Source organism: Clostridia bacterium (assembly GCA_017394805.1).
Taxonomy (GTDB): Bacteria; Bacillota; Clostridia; order Christensenellales; family CAG-1252; genus RUG14300.
The window spans coordinates 16,641-37,188 of sequence record JAFPXC010000019.1; the positions used below are offsets into that span (position 1 = coordinate 16,641).

The window sequence follows — 20,548 nt, forward strand, 5'->3', positions numbered from 1 at the left end:
CTTTGCGATGAATGCGCGATGCGCATACGCGGTGCGCACGCTCTTTATTTAATGATTATAGCACGCGCACGCGCGAAATGCAAGTGCCGACGCCAAAATTAACCGCCGATTGGAGGATTTTTCCATGAAAATCCGCCGAAAGACGGACAAAAACGGGGCGAAAAGGGCTGTTTTATCCACATTTTATCCACATCGGGGCACATTTTGTGGATAAGACGGTGGACAAGCCTATATGTAGTGCCGCGCATTTTCGCGCGGTCAAGCGGGTTCGCGCGCCCTTCTCTCTTGCCTTTTTCGCGGGAGTGTGGTAGACTGTAGCGGGAGGTGGCGTATGGTCATCGTTACGGGTGCTACGGGCGCTATCGGCAGGGAGATCTGTCGCTTGTTCGCCGCGGCGGGTGAAAACATAGCGGTTTGTTGTCACAAACGAGAGGAAGAGGCGGCGGCCTTGTGTCGGGCGCTATCGGATGAGTACGGCGTGCGCGCCGTTTGGCGGGCGGTGGATTTGGCCGATCCCGCGTCGATTCGGGCGGCGTTCGACTATTTTTTGTCCGTCTACGGGCATTGCGACTACCTCGTCAACAACGCGGCCGTGTCGCTGGTGAAGCCCGTGTCTATGATGAGCGAAGCCGAATGGGACGAAGTGATCGCCGTGGATCTGACGGCGCTTTTCCATACCTGCCGCGCCGTGCTGGACGGTATGTACCATCGCGGCGGCAGTATCGTCAACGTGTCCAGTATGTGGGGCGCGTTGGGCGCGTCGTGCGAGGTGGCCTACTCGGCCGCCAAAGCGGGGCTCGAGGGGTTCACCAAGGCGCTCGCGGAAGAATACGCGGGCACCGTGCGCGTCAACGCGGTGGCGTTGGGCTACGTGGATACGCCTATGAACGCGCACCTTTCCGCCGAGGAGAAGGCGGCCTTTTTTGCCGAGAATCCCACGATGCGGTGTCTGACGCCGCGCGAAGCCGCCGAGGCCGTCTACCGTGCGGCCGTGTCGGACGAAACGGGGCGGATCTTGCGCTTGGGGTGGTGACGTTTTCGATTGGCGGCAAGTGTCGCGGCAAACAACGCAATCAGGGGCGCCGCAGAGAGAAGCAAATTGCCCAATGGTAAGAGAAAACACAATACGTATAGGGCTTTTTGATACCGAATGAGGGTGCCGGAGGCGTAGCCCACGCCGCCCTCCCGATAGGAAGAGGGATAGACGGCGAGGTGAAGATACCCTTCGTCGCAATAGAAAAGCAACGTCAACGAACGGCCGTTCGCCCATCGGGCGAGGGCCGTTTTCGTATGCGGCAAGGCGAGGTCTTCCGCGACCAAACGGCTCCATTCGTCCAATAGTTCGGCCGAGTCGGCAAAGGCGTTCGCCACGTGTTCGACGGATATACTCGCTATTTCGACGGGGGTGCCGTAAACGTCGGCTATGCCGAGCGCGGCTTCCGCGTCTTGTGTCGGGGGCGGCAGACCGCGCACGAGTGCCGCCAGGGCCGAATAGGTGTCGCGCTCTTCCAACGTGAGGTACAACGCGTCGTTTGCGGACAGCGGCGCGTACCCGTTCGCCGTCACGGTGCGGTACGCCTCGGCGAACAGGCGATCGGCGGGGCTTGACGGACGAAGGAAACGCAGCCCTTGCGCGCATAGCGCCCGCCACGGTGCGTATAGGCGATCCCCTATCGCTTCGGTGAAGGCTCGGCGGCGGGCGACGGCGGCGGGCGTCACCGCCAAAGCGTAGTCCGCGTCCGCGATTATATAATATTGCCACAGCCATTCGTCCAATCGCTTGCGCTCGGCGGTCTTTTCTTCTGTCGACCGATCGTTCGCCAACGCCGCTTGGTAGGCGGCTTGGATTTGCGCGTCTTCGTAGCCGTCCGCGTTTTTTCGGCGCAGATTTTCGTAAGCGTAATCGGGGTTTATCTCGCCCGACAACAGCGCGAACAACAAGTATCGCTCTTCTTCCTCGCGTATCGTTCGTATGCACTTCGCGGGGTCGGCCGCTATCGCCCAACCGTCTACAATGCCGTACGAAATCTGCGTGACGGCGGGAGCAACGCCGTATTTCAGGCACGCGCCCCCTGCCGTCGTAAATAGAAGACTCAAAGAAAGAACCGCTATCACCTTGGCGGTCGGGCCGACGGCGGCCCTTCGTTTGGGGCGTAGCGGCGAAAGGCGCGAATACCGCCGTATGCGGGTTTTCCTTTTTCGGCGGCACCTATAGGTGCCGATGCCCCAATAATCGTGCAAAAATACGCACGCCGCGAGCACCCCGCCGTAGAGCAAAAAGAGTTCGCGCGCGGCAAGCAAAGGTAAAACGTGCGTGAGGTAGCGGTTTGCCCATCTCGTGCGTTCGGCCTCTTCGGCGGTCGTCACGCCCACCGAGGGCGGGTACTCGTCTTTTCCCAAGGCTTGGCCGAGCAATCTTGCGCCTATGGCGCCGCCGTGCAGGTTGCCTTCGTAGAGGGCGCGGTCGTGCGCCGCCGCCGCTTGCAGAAAAGAACGGAACGCCCGTTCTTCGTATTCCGTGAGGTCACGACGGGGCGAAACTGCGGCATAGTAGTCGAATAGGGGCTTTTCGGTCGGCGGCGTGTACCAGAATAATGCGCCCAAAGCGGTCGCCAATAGGTGCGAGAGGGGCGCGTCGGGCGCGTATGCGGGTGCGACGAGGGAAAGGGCGTCCTGCGTACTGCCCACCAAGTGCGCCAAAAAGTCCGAGATTCGGTCTGCGGAAAGGTCGAACCCCCGCGCGAAGGCGTTTATCGTCGCGGCCTCGTCGAACGCTTCCCCGAGGGCGAACGCGACGTCTTCGCGTAGCACGCCGCCCGACAGGCGTATGCGCAGATCGCCTTCCACGTGCAACCGAACGCCCCCAAGACGCAGACTGCGGCACAGGCTTTCGCCTGTTTCTTCCCCTAATAGAGCGCGAAAAAGGGCGTCGAGCGGCACGCCGCCCGCGCCCGATAATGCGCCGAGCGCACGCAAAAGCGTACTGTCGAAGAGGTCTGCGGCAATGGCCGCGAGCAGTGCGTGCACGTCGGTTTCTATTGCCTCTGACGTATCGGTTTGGCACGAATATCCCCCGTACGTACCCCCGTTTTCCGTTCCGTTCGCCCGTTCGGCGGCACCGCCAAGGCGAATGGTTTTGGCGGTGGCTCGCAAAGCGGCAAGTGCCTCCTCTATGGTGTAATTCGTGCCCATTCCGTGGTTGAACGCGGGCAAATACGCCGTCAATTCCTCTTCCGCGCGGTAGTAGCACGCCAATATGCCGAGCGCGACGTCCAACGAAAAGACGTAACCCTCGGCAAGCAGTCCGTTTTGGGCGTATTGCGCCCGACCGAAGAAGCCGCCCTCGACGTAGTCGCTCCCCTGCAACGTCGGCGCGAATCCATCGCCCACGGCTTTTCGCCCCGCATAGGGCAGGTTATATACGGTGCAAAGGCGTTCGATCTCCGTCGAGAGCGTGCGCACCGTGCTTCGCCGACCGAAAATCATGCTTTCGCTTGCGAGATAGGCGTATTCGGGCACGAAATCGCGTTCTGTCGCCTGCGTCGCAAGAAACGCCGCACAGCCGACGTCGATGGCCAAAACGACGAGTAGCACGAGGGCCGCCGTCGTCGCCGTCCGCCCCACGGCACGGGCTTTCGGACGGCGTATATGGGAGAGGGGCAGTTGCAAAAGCGCGTATATACATAGCGCGCCGCCCGTTATCCACAGGGGATAGGCGGCAGGTGTGAACGCCGCCGCAAGGCCCGTAGCCCCCCTTGAAAACGGCGCACGAGCGCCGAGGGCGGCCGAACAGGCCAGGGCAAACGCCGCCAACGTCGGCCACCCCGCTATGCGTAGCGCACGGCGTGCGTATTCAACCGATTTTCCGTTCCGCATTATACCATTCTATGCCGAACGTGCGCTGGGCGTGTGTTCGACGAGAAACAAAAAACCGCCCCAAAGGGGCGGTTTGCCTTGCTTTCGGCGGATTATTTGATGACTTCCAGCCCGCCCAGGAAGGGACGGAGCACTTCGGGCACGGTGATGGAGCCGTCCGCGTTTTGGTATTGCTCGACGATGGCGGGCAGTACGCGGCTGGTGGCTAAGCCCGAGCCGTTGAGGGTGTGTACGAAGGCGGGTTTGCCCGTCTTGCTGTCGCGGTACTTGGTATTGTTGCGGCGTGCCTGGTAGTCGTTGGCGTTGGACACCGAACTGACCTCTTTGTAGATGCCCATAGAGGGGATCCATACCTCGATGTCGTAGGTACGGGCCATGCTGGCGCTGCAATCACCCGCCGCAAGTTTGCTCAGGCGGAAGTGCAAGCCCAATTTTTCCATCAGGCGGCAGGCCTTGCCCACCAACTCTTCGAACGCCTCGGCGCTGTGGTCGGGGTGCGCGTATTGCACCATCTCCACCTTGTTGAATTGGTGACCGCGGATCATGCCGCGTTCTTCGGCGCGATAGGTGCCCGCCTCTTTGCGGTAGCAGGGTGTGTAGGCGAAGAACTTGAGGGGCAGTTGCGCTTCGTCCAAAATCTCGCCCGCGTACATATTGACCAACGCCGTTTCGGCGGTGGGCAGCATGAAGTGACCCTTCTTCTTGTCGTCCTCGGGCTCTTTGATCCAATACACTTCGTCCGCGAATTTGGGGAATTGTCCCGCGCCGAAGCCGCAGTTGTAGCCGAGCATATGCGGGGGCAGGATCATCTCGTACCCGTCTTTGAGGTGTTCGCTGATGAAGAAGTTGAGCAACGCCCATTCGAGTTGGGCGCCCACGCCACGGTAGAGCCAATAGCCGTTGCCCGCCAACTTGACGCCGCGCTCGTAGTCGATAAGCCCCAATTTGGTGCAGAGGTCGACGTGATTTTTGAATTCGAAATCGTATTGCGGTTTCTCGCCGAACACTTTGACGACCGCATTATTCTCTTTCTCGCCGGGCAGAAGGTCGTCGTCGGGCATATTGGGCAGGGCCGCGACGAAATTGAAGATCTTGTCGGCCAATTCGCCGATCTCTTTGTCGTCCGCGGCGATTTGCTCGCCCAAAGCGCGCATTTCTTCAAAGATGGGCGCTACGTCGCCGCCCTCTTTTTTGATGCGCGGGATCTGCGCCGAAACGCTGTTGCGGCGGGCTTTCTTTTGCTCGACCTCGGTCATTTTGGCGCGGCGCTCCGCGTCCCAAGCGAGCAGTTCGCCGAAATCGACGACGCAGCCTTTCTTTGCCAATGCGTCCGCTACCTTTTGGGGATTTGTACGAATGAGATTAATGTCTAACATAATGATACCTCTTTTGTCGCGCGGCAAGGCCGTCGACCTATATTTGCATACCCATTATATCGCGCCCGCGCACGTTTAGGCAACTCTTTACGCCCAAAAAGTGAAAGACCGAGGTGCGTGGCGGCGAAGAAGCGCAAAAGAATACAAAACGTATAGTTTCTTTTCGACTGCGAAGCGAGAATGGTACGAACGGCAAGAAAATATACAAAACGTATAGCCATTTACCCAGAGAAAATGTACAAAACGTATAGAATGTGTCCTCAAAGACATATACAAAACGTATAGAAACGACAAAGTGACGGGCTTGTCGTCGAATGGTATATACGAAATGCACAGCGGTGCGGCGCTGAAAAGTATACAAAACGTATAGAGTAAAGAAAGACGAGCACCCGGTCAAAAAAGGCGGATCGCATTCGTCCGCGCATATACAAAACGTATAGAAAACTGCGCCGCAAAGGTAAAACTATACAAAACATACAGCAACTTTTGCTCGAAAATATATACAAAATGTATAGAAACACAGCTCGACCGGGCGTTTGTCCCGTTGGATATATACAAAACGTATAGTCAAAGATCGCCACGTTCCGCAGACGGAATATACAAAACGTATAGCGGTATTTTGGTGTCGTTCGTTCATAAAATGAATGGCCGTATTTTGTCGTCGAGCCTATACAATGCAAATGGATAATTATCTTTCCGTGCCTATACAAAATGTATAGGAAGCGAAATCGAGCCAACGAAGGAACACGGTTCGGCGGCGAATAAATACAAAACGTATAGTTCCATACGCGCTTCAACGCGGTACGCATCGCATAGTTTCGCAAAGAATATACGCTACTCGCCTAAAACTATACGATTTGTACATTCATTGGTACGCTTTGGCATTTTTGTCTTGTGCTGTCCCGTTTTTCGGACAAAATAGATTGAAACGCCCTACTTGTGAATGATACAATGGGAACGGAATACTTCAAACAGAGGAAGCTATGAGAAAATACCGCTTGAAAATCGGCTTGGACGTCGACGATACCTTGTACGAATGCAACGCCTATGCGTTGGAATTGTTGCGCCGCGAAAAAGGGGACGATCCCCGCCTTGACCTCAACCAAATCGGGGCGTGGGGCCAAACGGGCGGCGTGTTGGACGAGCGACTCAAATATTTCGGCAATCCCGACTTCGTGCGCGCGCAACCCCTCTATAGAGGCGCGCAAGCGTTCGTCGCCGCATTGGCGGAGTTTTGCGACGTGTTTTTCATCACGTCGGTGCCGCCCGCTTGCATGAGCGCCCGCGCCGAGCGGCTTTTGGCCGATTTCCCCGAAGTGCCCGTCGAGAATATCCTGATCGGCACGCGCAAAGATATCGTCAATCTGGACGTGTTGCTGGACGACGGCGCGCACAACGTCACGGCCTCGCGCGCCACCTATCCCGTTCTGTTGCGCCGACCGTGGAACAAGGATCTGTCCGGGTTGCTGTCCGTCAACGGGTACGACGATTTTTTGCATTTGGTCGAGACGATCGCCGGCTCGTTCGTCGAGAAAAAGCCCGATTTGCGCACGGGCGGCGTGCTGTGCCTGGTGGGCCCGACGGGTACGGGCAAGACCGCGCTTGCCGCCGCACTCACCCGCGACGCCCGCTTCTACAAGCCCGTCACGACTACCACCCGTCCCCGCTTGCCCAAGGAGGCCGAGGGCCAGTACCGTTTTGTGGACGAAGCCGTGTTTCTTGCCGAGCGCGAGGCGGGGCATTTTCTCGAAACGACGGTATACGGTACCCACTTTTTCGGTACCACGGCGTCCGAATTTGCGGCGGTGGACGAGGGGCGTATCGCCGTGTTGCCCATCGACATCTGCGGCGCCGTCACGATGAAAAACCGCTTCCGCGGGCGCACACTTTTGGCGTTTACCACGGCCGAGAAGCGGCATATTCTGGCCAACGTCCTCTCTCGCGCCACGTCGGACGAGGAGAAGATCAACCGCTTGATGAGTCTTGACCTCGAACTTCGCAATATGGAACTTTGCGACTTCGTCGTCAATGCGGACGAGGGCATCGACCAAGCAGTCCAATCTATTTATGCGCGTCTTGGGCTGTAGTCTGCCGTTCGGCCGTCCGCTCGTCGTCGTTTGCTCGCCGACGGAGTCTTCGGCGTTCGACCTCATTTATAATAAAAAACGTCGGGAGTTCGTTCGCTCCCGACGCTTTTTCGTCATCCGTTATTCGGTCGGTTTGCCGTATTTCCACGCCATCAAAACGTTGGACAGGTCGTAAAGGACGGTATCTTCCTTTACGTAGGCGTAGGGCAGGATGCAGCCGTGCTGGTAGACCAATTCGAACTTCTCTTTTTGTCCGCTGTATACCCACCCGTTGGCGATATGGAATCGAGTCCAGCGTTGATGCTCGAGCGACGCAAGCTGCGCGTATCGCGCGAGTTTTTCGCCGTCGGGCAAGGCTTCATCGTTCAAGCGGAAGCAATCGGCCAGCAGATAGTGGTACAAGTCGCAATTCAAAGCGACCATGGCGTTGGATTCTTTTCGCCACAGATCAAGCACGAGATACTTGAGTCGTTGGTCCAGATTGTCGACGTATCCGGGCAAGGCGTTGACGCGGGCGGTGTATTTGGATATCCACAACAACATTCTCGCCGTCGATTCCTCGGTGGTGGCGGCGATATCCGCGGGCATCGCCGTCTTTCGGAGCGTGGCGTTACGGGCGCTTGCGTCGTCCATAGCCGCGGCCTCCGCCGTCATGGCGGTCACATAAACGCCCGCGTCGTTCTTTTCTTCCGTCCGAGCCCGCGCTATGGTGTGATAGAAGTGCGTATTGAACGAATCGATCTTGCGTTGCGCCGTATCCTTTTCTGTTTTGGGCAGGCCGTTTCGATCTTTTTGCGTTCGCACGGCCGTGCCGTCGGCGTCCGCTATGTTCGCGCGTATGCACCAATCCGCAAAGTCGTCCTTTTGGTCGTAATCGGCTATTTCCTCGTATTGGTTGTGGAAGGCGATGGGCTCGCTGAAGACGATCGTATTTTTGGCGGAATACAGACGGTCGTTGTTGCCGATGATATGCAGTCGCAAGATCTCGCCCGCGTTCCGCTTGGCGTCCTCGATAGACACGGTGTATTTGTCGATCCATTTCCCGCCGCCCGAAGACAAAAGGTCGTTGTTGGTGTTGTCCCAAATGACGACGAACACGTCCATGGGGCGTTGCGGTTGCAGAAGAGACGTGTTGACGATTTTTTGGGTAATGGCGTTGGCCATACGCACGTTGGCGTAGTCGTCGCCCGTCGCCACGAAGACGAAGTCGGGACGCGTGGCGCCGCCCTCGTCGTCAAAAGCGCGCAAGAAGTCGAGGTCTTGGCAGTTTTCGGCGTGGAAATTCAATATGGGATATTTCATCTCTTTTGCCAAGTCTTCGTGACGCACCGAGGACGGGACGGGCGTTTTCCCGTTGGCTTTCTCTCCCTTGACGAATTCCGTCTGCAACTGGCTGATTTGGTCGTGCAAATTTGTGTTCTTCCTGCCGCGATACGGCGTAGACGATCCGTTCTCTCCCACGAAAGACACCAGGCAATAGGGGCGTTCGTTCGCGACGCATTTGCCGATCCTATCGGCGTCCAAATCGTAGATATGCGCCGTATAGCGATTGGCCTCGAACCGCTCGTCCACATAGGCCGCGTGCGAATACATAGCCATCGTTGCGGCAAGGCCCGTGCCGCCGAAGCCCAGGCTCATCACGGTGACGTCGCGGTCGGGGCGTGCGAAAATGGTCTTCAATAAATGCGTGGACTTTTCTACGATCGCTTTTGCGATGACGTCCGGCTCGTTCCACACCGACACGATGAATCTCCGCGCAAAGGCCTCGGTCACGACTTTGGCGACTTTATCGACCATCTTCCATTTGGCCTTGTCCACGCCGTTTTTTAATTGCTCCTGTTCTTCTTTTTGCGCCAGCATAAACCGCTTGACGTCCTCAACCTCGGCCGAGAAGAAATCGGCCGCTTTCTTGAACGGGGGGGTGGCGTTCTTGAGAAAATTTTTGGCGCTCGGCGATACCGACAGCAGGTAGGATTCCACTTCTTCACTTTCGCCCGAACGCTCGTTCGCGTGCAATTTTTGCAGTTTTTTATAATAGTCCACCCTCAATTCGCGCAGTTTGTAGTCGTATGCGGCGTAGTTGATCTGGCGATTGGTGAGGATATAGTAGGAAATGCGCATTCCGTCGTTTTTGTCCGCTTGGATGCGGCAGTCGATATCCGCGAAGACCATCGCCATATTCCGCTCCTCGTTGGGCAGATAATCGTCCGAATCGAACGCAAACACGCAAAACTCGTTGTCGCACGAAAGGTAATTATGATTGTTAAGGCACATGATATCCGCAATGGACACCGTTTTTTTCTTTTGCTTCGTGAAAAGGCGCGTGATGAACAGACGGCGTTTGCTGGTCTCGGCCGAATAGGAGACGTACAAGAAGCCGTTGGCCATCACCTCGCGGCAGAGCTCGTCGCGGCGGTCAAACGGTTTCGGCGTGGGTATAGCGAACACGACGACGCACTTGGTCTTGTTCGCTTTCTCCTTTTTCTTTTCGTCGTTCTTCTCTTTCGCGTCTTGTTTTGCGTCCTCTTCCTCGTCCTCGCCTCCGTTATACTTGACGATGTCTTTCGCCAATAGCAGCGTTTCGTTGTTCAGTGCGGTGAAAACGTAGATATTCTTGCCGTTTTCTTTGCGGAAGCGAAGCATGAGGTAAGAATAAAATTCATAGTTGGCCGAAGACGATAATATGCCGAAGAACATCAATGCCGCATAGAGGGCGCTGCCATAATAAACGCAGATAAAGCCGTGAGACAACCCTTCGGCGGTCGCGTCCGCACCGTTGAACGTAAGGTGTCCCATTCCGTTGAACAGTCCGTGGAAAGTAAAGGCAATAGCTTTTGCGTATGAAATATCGTGTGCGCCTGCATAGCAGTATAGAAACACGTTCAGTGCGGCGCAAATCGCGATGGCGCAACCGATAAACCCGATTTCTATCAGCCATCTGCGGTGGGAGAATCGCCTGCGGCAATAGAAATACAGTGCCATTGAGCCCACGAAAAGCGCGGCAACGATGAACAGCGCGAGGATCGTCATTCCCAAAACGCCCCAGCCCGAAATGCCCGCGGGCAAGTCGTGCGGCGTGGAATCTAAGTTCGTAGATATGTCACGAATGGATTGTCCTGCTTGTTCAAACGCGGTGTTGAGAAGCGTGGTCATAGATAGTGTTCCGTCCTTTTCTTTTGTGATGAAATTCTTATTATTACTCTACCATACTTTTCTATTATTGTAAAGATACAAAATGAAGAAATCCACGCCCTGCCCGCGCGGCACGGCAAACGTTGCGGCCGAATATTTCCCGATGGCGTTTTTTTGTTTCCTCAAGCGGCGAAAGTATGGTACAATGGAGATAGAGTCCGTCCGAAAGACGAAAAAGAGGTAGGATATGATTACGTTTGAAAGCGATTATACCACGGGGGCGCATCCCGAAGTGTTGAAGCGGTTGGCGGAGACCAACCTCGAGCCGTTGGTCGGCTATGGGCAGGACGCGTATTGCGACAGCGCCAAGGCCAAGATACGCCGCGCCATCGGGCGCGAGGACGTGGACGTGGAACTTTTGGCGGGCGGTACGCAGACCAACGCGGTGGTGATAGCCACGATGCTCCGCGATCACGAGGGCGTCGTTGCCGCCGCCACGGGACATATCAACGCGCACGAGGCGGGCGCCGTGGAGTACACGGGGCACAAGGTGTTGCCCCTCCCCCAAAAGGAAGGCAAAATCGTCGCCGCCGACCTCGTGCGGTATATGGAAACCTTTTATGCGGACGAAAGCCACGAACACATGGTTTTCCCCGGCATGGTATATATTTCCCACCCCACGGAGTATGGCACTTTGTACACCAAGGCCGAGCTTGCGGCCATTGCGGCCGTATGCCGCAGGTACGATATCCCCCTCTTTTTGGACGGGGCGCGGCTTGCCTATGCGCTCGAAAGCCGCACGACCGACGTCACCTTGGCGGACGTCGCCGACCTCGCGGACGTCTTCTATATCGGGGGCACCAAAGCGGGCGCGTTGTGCGGCGAAGCCGTCGTGTTCACGCGAGGGAATCGCCCCGCGCACTTCCTCACCTCGGTCAAGCGTCGAGGTGCGCTGTTGGCCAAAGGTCGCCTCTTGGGCGTGCAGTTCGACGCGCTGTTCACGGACGACCTCTACTTCCGTATCGGCCGCCACGCCATCGACTGCGCGGAGAAGATGAAAGGCATCTTTGCCGCGCGCGGATTCTCGTTTTTCCTCGATTCCCCCACCAATCAGCAATTCGTTATTCTCTCGAACGACCAAATGGCGCGATTGCGCCGAAGCGTGGGTTTCTCCTATTGGGAGCCTTACGATTCGACGCATACCGTCGTGCGCTTCGCCACGAGTTGGTCGACTACCGACGACGACCTCGCCGCGCTCGCCGCCGCTTTGGACGAATTGCAGTCCTAACGAGCGAAAATGCGCTTGCAAAACGCAAAAACGGCGCGCAGTATATCGCGCGCCGCCTTTTTTGTCGCTATTTGATTTTTCTCTGCAGGTCGGACAGCAATAACCAAAGCACTACCACCGCGCCGAAAAGACGTAATCGTCCTTTGCTTTTGCTGTTCCTAAACGCTTTTCGCGCGAATTTCACGCGTCTACGCTCTTCGTCCGTCATAATCGATTTTCCAATGCGGGCTATGGAAGGCTTTATGCCAAATAGTATCTGACGGTAACCGTCGTTGAAAAACCGCTGGGCGTAGTGCGCAGTATCTCGTCCCCCTCGCGCATCATTTGATACATCGCGTTGCATACGCTGCGAGCGCGATTTTGCAAAAGCAACGCTTTTTGCACGTCGTTGGCGACGATATCGATATACGTCTTCCCCTCGGTTTTGGCTATTTCGAATTGCATCGACAAGTAGGATCTGATGCGGTCGGTTGTAGACTTTTTCTCTTTCGTTGTTGCCGTAGGCGCGTTTGGTGCGGCGCTCGCTTCCAGGTCGGCGACTTTTTCTTCCAATACTTCGATGCGGCTAAGTAACTCAACGATAATTTTGTCGTAATCCATAAATAAACACTCCTTTCTCGCTGTTATACTCACAGTATACATAAGTATTTTCGGTTTGTCAACGGTTTTTCGCAGTTTTTTGAGTTTTTTATGGAAATAACAATTTGTTCGGCGACGCCGTCTTTTTTCGGGCAAGCGGCGGGAGTGCGCCGCGGTTTATCCCAACGGCACGCATTGCGCCTGCTCGTCGAAGAACGGTTTGGCGATTTGGTATATTTTGCCCCCGTTTTGTTTGGATACGTAACTGCTGTGATTCGCCCCTTTGACGATGGCTATTTTGCTCTCTGCGATATGCTCGTGGATATACGCGGTGTCCGCGAGGGGCATGATGTCGTATTCCCCCGCCACCACGTAGGCGGGCGTATGGATGCGCGCCAGGTACTCGGGCGTAAAGTCGGGCAAGGTGAGCATCAGGTCGTTCAACTTGTCCTTTTTGAATAGGTTCATCACCTTGATTGCCAATGTGAAATACCACTTGAACCGCTTGGGGTGCGAGTTTGCGCCGCAGGACACGATGGCCGCCACCTTGTCGGGGTGGTTCGCCGCCAGCGTGATGGCCACGATACCCCCGTCGCTGTGCCCCAGCACGAAGGGTTTGACGCGCATCTTCGCGTCGATAAATTCGGCTACGTCGCGGGCCATCGATTCGTAGGAAATCTCGCCGGGGTCGCTGCTCTGCCCGTGGCAACGGCTCTCTATGCAGTACACCGTGTAGTCGTTGGCCAGATAGCCCGCCAACTCCGCCAGCGCCGTCTTGTCGCCCGCGTTGCCGTGAATGAGCACGACGGGCTGCGTCCCCTCGCCGTAGCGCACGTAGTGCATACGCACCTCGGACAACTGCACGTCGCTCTCTTCCGCGGCCGCCACCCGTTCGGGCAGTCCCTCTGCCTTCAGCGTCACCAGATTGTACCGCTTGCTTTCCGCGCGCACCACGCCGCAATAACAGCCGAGCCCCACGCCCGCCATCACCGCGACCATCGCCGCCACGATCCACGCCACTTTCCCTTTCTTCTTCATTCGTCCTTTCCTCTCAGTTCTATTATATACCGTTCATGTAAAATCGCAAGAGTCGAGGTCGAATTGGCAGGGAAAGAAAAGGTATTATAATAAATAAAGCAAGAAGGACGACTATGACAATCGGAGAGACACTTTCAAAAGCTATAAAAGAGAACAAGTGGATAGAAATCTCGTATTTGAATCAAACGGAATACGACATATTGGATTGCCATAAAGTATATAAATGGCAAAGAAAAGAAAATATTTGTCACATTTTTCAATAGTAACTATTCGTTGAAAACGTTTGAGACGTGGATACTGTTTGAGAGAATTAAATCTGCAAAAGTCATTGATTTTGCAACATACGAAAGCAAAATAGATGTTGCGGATAAAATCGAACGGCAACTGGATTTATACGAATGGTTGGGCTAGGCAAGATTTTGCGAAGAAGTATCCTGCTATTGCGTTTGAACTAAACGGCGGAGAGCATTTGGGAATAGTCGAACGAGAGAAATCCGATAGAAAGAAGAAAGAGATATGTGAAAAGAAAGGTGTTAAACTTATTTTTGTCCCGAATTCTTTTGCTAAAGCGTATGAAAGCATTGCCAAAATCATTGTTTCCATCAAAGACAATAAGAGCATACAAATGTCGTTATTCGATGACAATGCGATGGATGATAGTACAATTTGAAAGAAGGGAAAAGAGAGGAAAACATTTTACATTGCAAGGTTGAACAGAGACAACGACAAAAAAAGCGAACGCCGAGAGGGGTTCGCTTTTTTTGTCGTTGTCGTTGCGAGGGGGCGGACGTCGCGCCCTGTCGCTTGGGTTTAGGCTTTGCCGGCGCAGCCGAGGACGTCGACCAATTTGTGACGGACCAACTCTTTGATGTTGGCGCGGGCGGGTTTGAGGTACTCGCGGGGGTCGAACTTGTCGGGATGCTCGTCGAAGAAGGCGCGAATGGTTCCGGTCATGGCGAGGCGCAGGTCGCTGTCGATGTTGATCTTGCATACGGACAAGCGGCTGGCCTGGCGGAGTTGATCCTCGGGCACGCCGATGGCGTTGGGCATTTTGCCGCCGTGGGCGTTGACCATCTTGACGTACTCTTGGGGTACGGAGCTACTGCCGTGCAGCACGATGGGGAAGCCGGGCAATCTGCGGCTGACCTCTTCGAGGATATCGAAGCGCAAGGCGGGGGGCACCAGAATGCCCTGCTCGTTGAGGGTGCATTGCTCGGGTTTGAACTTGTACGCGCCGTGCGAAGTGCCGATGGCGATGGCCAACGAATCGACGCCCGTGCGGGAGACGAACTCTTCCACCTCTTCGGGGCGGGTGTAGCTGCCGACCGCGTGGCTGACCTCGTCCTCGATGCCGGCCAAGGTGCCCAATTCGCCCTCGACCACCACGCCGTGATCGTGCGCGTATTGCACGACTTTGCGGGTAACGGCGACGTTCTCCTCGAAGCTGAGGGCCGATCCGTCGATCATGACGGACGTAAAGCCGCCGTCGATGCAGGACTTGCAGGTCTCGAAGTCGGGACCGTGGTCAAGGTGCAACACGATGGGGATCTCGGGGCACTCGATGACGGCCGCCTCGACCAATTTGACCAAATAGGTGTGGTTGGCGTAGGCACGCGCGCCTTTGGACACTTGCAAAATCACGGGGGCTTTTTCTTCTTTGCAAGCCTCGGTGATGCCTTGCACGATCTCCATGTTGTTGACATTGAACGCGCCGATGGCGTAACCGCCTTTGTAGGCCTTTTCAAACATTTCTTTCGACGTAACTAAGGGCATAATGAACCTCCAAAAAATATTTTCTTTTTTATGTCAATAGCACAGCTATTGCAACTCCTTGAGTATTTGCGACACCTTGCGCATATCCACCCGTCCCGCGTATTCGGCCTTGAAGTGCTTCATCACGTTGGGCACCGAGCGGTCTTCCAAAGACAAAATGACCGCCTTTATCTCCTCGTCCGTCATCATTTGGGGGAGATATGCCGCGACCACTTTGCGCTGTGCGGCGAGATCCTCGGCGGCTTCCGTTCTGCCCGCCGCGCGGTTGGCGGCCTCTTCCTCTTCGAGCTCGCGGTCCACCTTTTGGCATACGGCGATGATGTCGGCCTCGCCGAGCTCCTTGCCTTTGGCGCGCAGGTTGATGGTCTCCAGCATCACCTTGCTGATCACGGCTTCCAGAGCGGCGACCTTGTTCTTATCCTTGTCTTTCATGGCAAGCATTTTTTCTTTTTTCAGTTGCATCAAATCCATACCAGACGCTCCTTTGTCTCCGACGCGGAGAGAATAATGCCTTCGAATGTTGCTTTCGTTCGCTCTCATTATATCACTATCTTTTGCGATACGCAACAAATAAATACTTTTTGCTTTGCTTTGTTGACAAATAGGCGCAATAGGTTTTACACTATATATGTAATTATGCAAAATATTCGCGCGGCGTGTCCGCGCGTAGACGAAGAGGTGTGTATATGAAGATTATCTACAAAGACGGTACGGTCGCCGAATGTCCCCAAGAGCAAGAGTTGCAGGTCATTCGTCACACGGCGGCGCACGTGATGGCGCAAGCCATCAAGCGTCTCTATCCCCAGGCCGATTTCGGCTATGGCCCCGCCACCGAGAAGGGCTTTTTCTACGACGTGGACTTGGGCGACGTCAAATTGACCGACGAGGACTTGACCGTTATCGAGAAGGAAATGCAAAAGATCGTCAAAGAGAACCTGCCCATCAAGGCCTTTATCCTGCCCCGCGCCGAAGCCATCAAGTTGATGGAAGAGCGCCGGGAGAAGTATAAGGTGGAACATATCGGCGATCTGCCCGAAGACGCGGTCATCAGCTTCTATCAGCAAGGCGAATACATTGATATGTGCACCGGGCCCCACCTCACCTACACCAAGGCCCTCAAAGCGTTCAAACTCACCCAACAATCGGGCGCGTATTGGAAGAACGACAAGGCCAACAAGATGCTCACCCGCATCAACGGCGTGGCGTTCCGCTCGCAAGAGGAGTTGGCGGAGTACCTCAAACAGCAAGAGGAGATCGAGCGCCGCGACCACAACAAGTTGGGGCGCGAGTTGGAGTATTTCACCACGGTGGACGTCATCGGTCAGGGCCTGCCTATCTTGATGCCCAAAGGCGCGCGCGTCATTCAGTTGTTGCAGCGCTGGGTGGAGGACGTCGAGCAAAAGCACGGCTATCTCCTCACCAAGACGCCCTTTATGGCCAAGCGCGACCTCTATCGCATTTCGGGCCATTGGGACCACTACCGCGACGGTATGTTCATCTTGGGCGACGCGGACGACGAGACCAAAGAGTGCTTGGCGTTGCGCCCCATGACCTGCCCCTTCCAATACCAGGTCTATTTGGCCGATTCGCACAGTTACCGCGATCTGCCCATGCGGTTGGGTGAGACCTCTACTCTGTTCCGCAACGAGGATTCGGGTGAGATGCACGGTCTTATCCGCGTGCGCCAATTCACCATTTCCGAGGGCCATATCGTTCTGCGCCCCGACCAACTCGAAGAGGTGTTCCGCGATTGTTTGAGCCTGTCCAAGTATTTCTTGGGCACGGTCGGCCTTTTGGAGAACTGCACCTTCCGCTTCTCGCAATGGGATCCCAACAATACCAAGAAGTACGAGGGCACGCCCGAGCAATGGGACGTGGCACAACGCACCATGGCGCAGATTTTGGACGACCTCGGCGTGGAGTACACCATCGGCATCGACGAAGCCGCCTTCTACGGGCCCAAGTTGGACGTGCAATACAAAAACGTGTTCGGCAAAGAGGACACCATCGTCACCATCCAGATCGATATGCTGTTGGCCGAGAAGTTCGGTATGTACTACACCGACCAAGACGGGCAGAAGAAGTTGCCCTATATCATTCACCGCACCAGCCTGGGTTGCTACGAGCGCACCTTGGCCTACCTCATCGAGCGCTACGCGGGCGCTTTGCCCACCTGGCTCTCGCCCGAGCAAGTGCGCGTCCTCACCATCACCGACCGCGCCGCCGCCTACGGCAAAGAGATTTACGAGGCGTTGGACGAGGCTGGCTTCCGCGTGCAGTTGGACGACAGCAGCAATACGCTGAAGTACAAGATCCGCGCCGCGCAGATGGAGAAAGTGCCCTTCATGGTCATCTTGGGCGACAAGGACGTGGAAAACAAGACCGTGTCCATTCGCCATCGTTCGGGCAAGGACTACGGCTCCATGCCCCTTGCCGAGTTCGTCGTGCTGCTCTCCGACGTGGTCAACAAGAAAGAGCAATTCTAACCGTTCGACGAGCGATTTGCGCTCAATCGAAACAAGGAACAACGGGGTTTCCGCATACGGCGGAAACCCTTTTTTGTATCGAAAACCCACGCCACGTGGGGTAGGATATGCGTCAAATGTTGTGTAAATACGATTTTTGCTTGTATCGCGCGGCAGGTCGCGCGGGGCGGATAGCGCCGTTGGAAGAAGAAGCGCGCAAAACGCCGCGCGGCGGTGCGTATCCAAGCAAAAAAAAGGACTGCGAAGGCAGTCCTTTTCGTTCGTGTCGTATTTGCTTACGCCGCTTTCTCGTCGGCCTTTTGGTCGGCGGCTTTCTTCACGCCGAACAAGGTGGCCTCTACGCCGCCGTTATCCTTGGCGCCGTCGAAGGCGAAGCGGTAGAGATAGTTGCTGTCCTTGTCGAAGTAGAAGGCGTTGACCTTGCCGTCGATGGTGATGATCTCGGGCGCGATGAAGTCGGACGAGATGGTCGCCGAAGCACCCAAAACGTTGATATACGAGGATTGGTCCAGCTTGTAGCTGTACAGTTGGTTGCTCAACACGTAGTAGACGTAACCGCCTTCCACGGCCACGATGGAGGCCGAAGAAGAGATGGAGCCGTTGTCGTCCTCGAACACTTCGGGCAAAGCGGCCTTGCCGGCGGCCGCGTCGTAGCGATATCTCGTCATCGTGGAAGAGGTGCTCAGCACGCCCTCCTCGAAGCCGATGGCAGTCACCTTGCTCAACGCGTCTTGGGAGATCTGCAACTCTTTGGCGGGATCGAACGCAAAGGTCTTGTCGAAGCGGTACATAAAGGTACCCGCGGTGGTGCCCGAGCTGGACGTACCCGCGTAGTAGCTCTTGGTATAGACCAAGGTCACGTCGCCGTTCGCCTCGGTGACCGCGCTCAACATACCGAAGCTGTATTGCTTCTTGTAGGCGGAGGCGGCGTCCACGCCTACGGTGAACGTGTCCTTCTTGATGAGCTCTTTGGGCTCGCCGCCGGGCAGATAGGCGTACAAGGTCTGCGTGTAATCGTAGGTGCCCTCGCTCGACTTGGTGTAGAAGACGGCTTCGTCCGCGGAGATCTCGCCCTTGTAGGTCTTGGACACGGGCATAAACACCGTCACGTCTTCGGCGATTTGTTGACCGTCCTTGTTCTTCTTGAAACTCTTGGCGTCGGTGGATTTGAAGTACAACTTGCTATCCTTGACGTAGACCAAGCCCTTGGACGTGTATTTGTATTGGGTGGCCTTGCCGCCCTCGATTTCCAAAATCACTTGGGTGTTTTGGCCATTGAGGTCGGTGCGCAGGAATTGCAGATCGTCCGTTTGCACCTTGCCCGAGCGGTCCTCTTTGACCGAGGGGCTGACGTAGTAGATGTAGTTGCCGTAGATGCTGAAACCGGTGTTGGCTGCAGAAGACACCACGGACTTGGGCACGATGGTCTCGGCCTTGCTCATATCGCCCATATCGGCGATCTTGATGCGCATGATGGCGCCCTTGACCACGTTGCCGAACCAGTTGTCCTGAGCTTTGGATTGGTAGTCGGCGTAACCGTTGATGAAATAGACGTAGTCGCCTTGTTTGACGACCGAGCCGCCGTTGGACTCTACGACTGCGGACGTGTCGCCGCGATCGAAGGTGGCGTTCTTGTAGCTTTCGCAACCCGCCAACGCGAGGATGGCGACCAGCATAACGGCAATGATGATAACAACTTTCTTTTTCATGTTCTCTCCTCAGCGCAGTAGCGCATAATAGATACTCTTAGAGCATAATTATATAACAAAGTATGGTATATTGCAATCATTTGAGGCAAAAAAGTTGACCAAGGCGTACGATATCCGCAAGTTCGGGCCCTATCGACGCGGGATAGACGCGCCCGAAATCGCGCAAACGCCACCTAAAACCCCGCCCAAGCCGCGCGTCAACGCCTATTTGGCGTTGATGGCCTATATGCAAGGGGTGGAAAAAACCATAAAGAGGTGACTATGCTCTATTGCAAATTGATGTTGATGAAAGGGGAAGGCAACGCCCTTCTCAAATGTAAAATCCAACCGCATATCGACGTGCAGGCGGCGTACGACCTGCGCGGCCTGCCCACGGGCGGCACCCTGTTGTTGGGCGACGGCGACGACCGTTTCGGCACGGTCGTCACCGCCCCGCGGGGCGCGCTTCTCTTGCCCCCGCTTGCGCCCGAAACCTTGTGGTGCGCCTATCTTTCGCCAGAAGGGCGAACTTTGGCGTGGGGCACGGCGGACGGCAAATGGCGGGATTACGTGGCCGAGGGGATTTGCGCCTACGGAGCGTCGCCCGCTCCCGTCGAAGACGAGGGGGACTCCCCCATGGCGGTCGCCGAAGAACAAGCCGTCGAGCTGCTCGATCTGACCGACTTGGGTGTGGTGGCGTTGGCAACGGACGAGCCGCAATCGCAAGACGTCGTCGAGCCGCCCGCCGCTTCCGAGTCGCCCGCACCTGCCGACCAGCCCGCTTCCTCTTCCGTTGCTCTCGCCCAATCGACCGAGGATACGACCTTTATTGAGCCGTCTTTGCCCGTATTTGCCGAGGACGTCGAGCGGTTGACGGCGATGATGGACGAATACCCGCCCTATGCGCCCCTCGTGGCACGCATCGAGGACAGTCGCTTCGTCGAGGTGCGCGCCGAGGACGGTAGCGCCTACCTGTTGGGGATGTTGTACGACAGCACGCCCCTGCCCACCCATCTCGTCTACGGCGTCAAGGGACAGCGCAACCGCCCCTTCTCTCCCGAGGCGGAATGGCTCTCCGCCGACGAGGGGGACGACAACGAGGGCTATTGGTTGGTGTACGTCAACCTGTGAGGTTGCCCCGCGGGCAAGGCAATGGACTTGCGGCGCACGGTAAGCCGTAGCGGTCGAAAGAGGCCTATGCGTTCGTCGGCATAAGAACGGCGCA

General features: G+C 56.0%; 14 protein-coding genes. 6 read left to right on the top strand and 8 right to left on the bottom strand.

The genetic code is table 11. The features are described from left to right. The first annotated feature begins 331 nt into the window (after nt 1-331). Complete coding sequence (locus II896_04830; protein ID MBQ4443966.1) at nt 332-1,033, top strand: SDR family oxidoreductase; 702 nt, start codon at nt 332-334, stop codon at nt 1,031-1,033. On the opposite strand, the gene II896_04835 is transcribed toward II896_04830, so the two are convergent. Continuing rightward, entirely contained in the window at nt 979-3,876 is a 2,898-nt protein-coding gene (locus II896_04835; GenBank protein MBQ4443967.1) for a hypothetical protein, read from the bottom strand. The genes II896_04830 and II896_04835 overlap by 55 nt on opposite strands. Nucleotides 3,877-3,968: 92 nt before the next feature. Next, nucleotides 3,969-5,252 carry a serine--tRNA ligase gene (serS, locus tag II896_04840; protein ID MBQ4443968.1) on the bottom strand — a complete coding sequence of 428 codons (1,284 nt, stop codon included), beginning with the start codon at nt 5,250-5,252 and terminating at the stop codon, nt 3,969-3,971. Nucleotides 5,253-6,235: 983 nt separating this feature from the next. On the opposite strand from serS, the gene II896_04845 reads away from it, so the two are divergent. After that, nucleotides 6,236-7,339 (top strand): hypothetical protein, encoded by a 1,104-nt coding sequence (locus II896_04845; GenBank protein ID MBQ4443969.1) that lies wholly within the window; start codon nt 6,236-6,238, stop codon nt 7,337-7,339. A 120-nt stretch (nt 7,340-7,459) separates the two neighbouring features. Here the strand turns inward: II896_04845 and II896_04850 are convergent, their stop codons facing one another. Continuing rightward, on the bottom strand, nt 7,460-10,492 hold the full coding sequence (locus II896_04850) for a hypothetical protein (GenBank protein MBQ4443970.1): 3,033 nt from the start codon (nt 10,490-10,492) through the stop codon (nt 7,460-7,462). Between the two features lie 226 nt (nt 10,493-10,718). Here II896_04850 and II896_04855 point away from each other — a divergent pair, with 226 nt between their 5' ends. Continuing rightward, on the top strand, nt 10,719-11,759 hold the full coding sequence (locus tag II896_04855; protein ID MBQ4443971.1) for a low specificity L-threonine aldolase: 1,041 nt from the start codon (nt 10,719-10,721) through the stop codon (nt 11,757-11,759). Nucleotides 11,760-11,999: 240 nt separating this feature from the next. On the opposite strand, the gene II896_04860 is transcribed toward II896_04855, so the two are convergent. After that, complete coding sequence (locus tag II896_04860) at nt 12,000-12,359, bottom strand: hypothetical protein (protein MBQ4443972.1); 360 nt, start codon at nt 12,357-12,359, stop codon at nt 12,000-12,002. Nucleotides 12,360-12,515: 156 nt separating this feature from the next. Next, nucleotides 12,516-13,376, bottom strand: a complete 861-nt coding sequence (locus tag II896_04865; GenBank protein MBQ4443973.1) for an alpha/beta hydrolase — start codon at nt 13,374-13,376, stop codon at nt 12,516-12,518. Between the two features lie 358 nt (nt 13,377-13,734). On the opposite strand from II896_04865, the gene II896_04870 reads away from it, so the two are divergent. Beyond that, nucleotides 13,735-14,046: a hypothetical protein gene (locus II896_04870; protein MBQ4443974.1), complete on the top strand. Its 312-nt coding sequence runs from the start codon at nt 13,735-13,737 to the stop codon at nt 14,044-14,046. Between the two features lie 140 nt (nt 14,047-14,186). On the opposite strand, the gene fba is transcribed toward II896_04870, so the two are convergent. Together fba and II896_04880 are read right to left on the bottom strand one after the other, a co-directional pair. Further along, nucleotides 14,187-15,149, bottom strand: coding sequence for a class II fructose-1,6-bisphosphate aldolase (gene fba / locus II896_04875; GenBank protein MBQ4443975.1), 963 nt, complete (start codon nt 15,147-15,149; stop codon nt 14,187-14,189). 45 nt (nt 15,150-15,194) lie between these two features. Next, nucleotides 15,195-15,620, bottom strand: coding sequence for a GatB/YqeY domain-containing protein (locus II896_04880; protein ID MBQ4443976.1), 426 nt, complete (start codon nt 15,618-15,620; stop codon nt 15,195-15,197). A 215-nt stretch (nt 15,621-15,835) separates the two neighbouring features. Here II896_04880 and thrS point away from each other — a divergent pair, with 215 nt between their 5' ends. Next, nucleotides 15,836-17,635 carry a threonine--tRNA ligase gene (gene thrS / locus II896_04885; protein ID MBQ4443977.1) on the top strand — a complete coding sequence of 600 codons (1,800 nt, stop codon included), beginning with the start codon at nt 15,836-15,838 and terminating at the stop codon, nt 17,633-17,635. A 275-nt stretch (nt 17,636-17,910) separates the two neighbouring features. Here thrS and II896_04890 read toward each other — a convergent pair whose 3' ends face one another. Beyond that, on the bottom strand, nt 17,911-19,344 hold the full coding sequence (locus II896_04890) for a hypothetical protein (GenBank protein ID MBQ4443978.1): 1,434 nt from the start codon (nt 19,342-19,344) through the stop codon (nt 17,911-17,913). Between the two features lie 261 nt (nt 19,345-19,605). Between II896_04890 and II896_04895 the strand changes: the two genes are divergently transcribed. Further along, entirely contained in the window at nt 19,606-20,454 is an 849-nt protein-coding gene (locus tag II896_04895; protein MBQ4443979.1) for a hypothetical protein, read from the top strand. Nucleotides 20,455-20,548 lie beyond the last annotated feature (94 nt).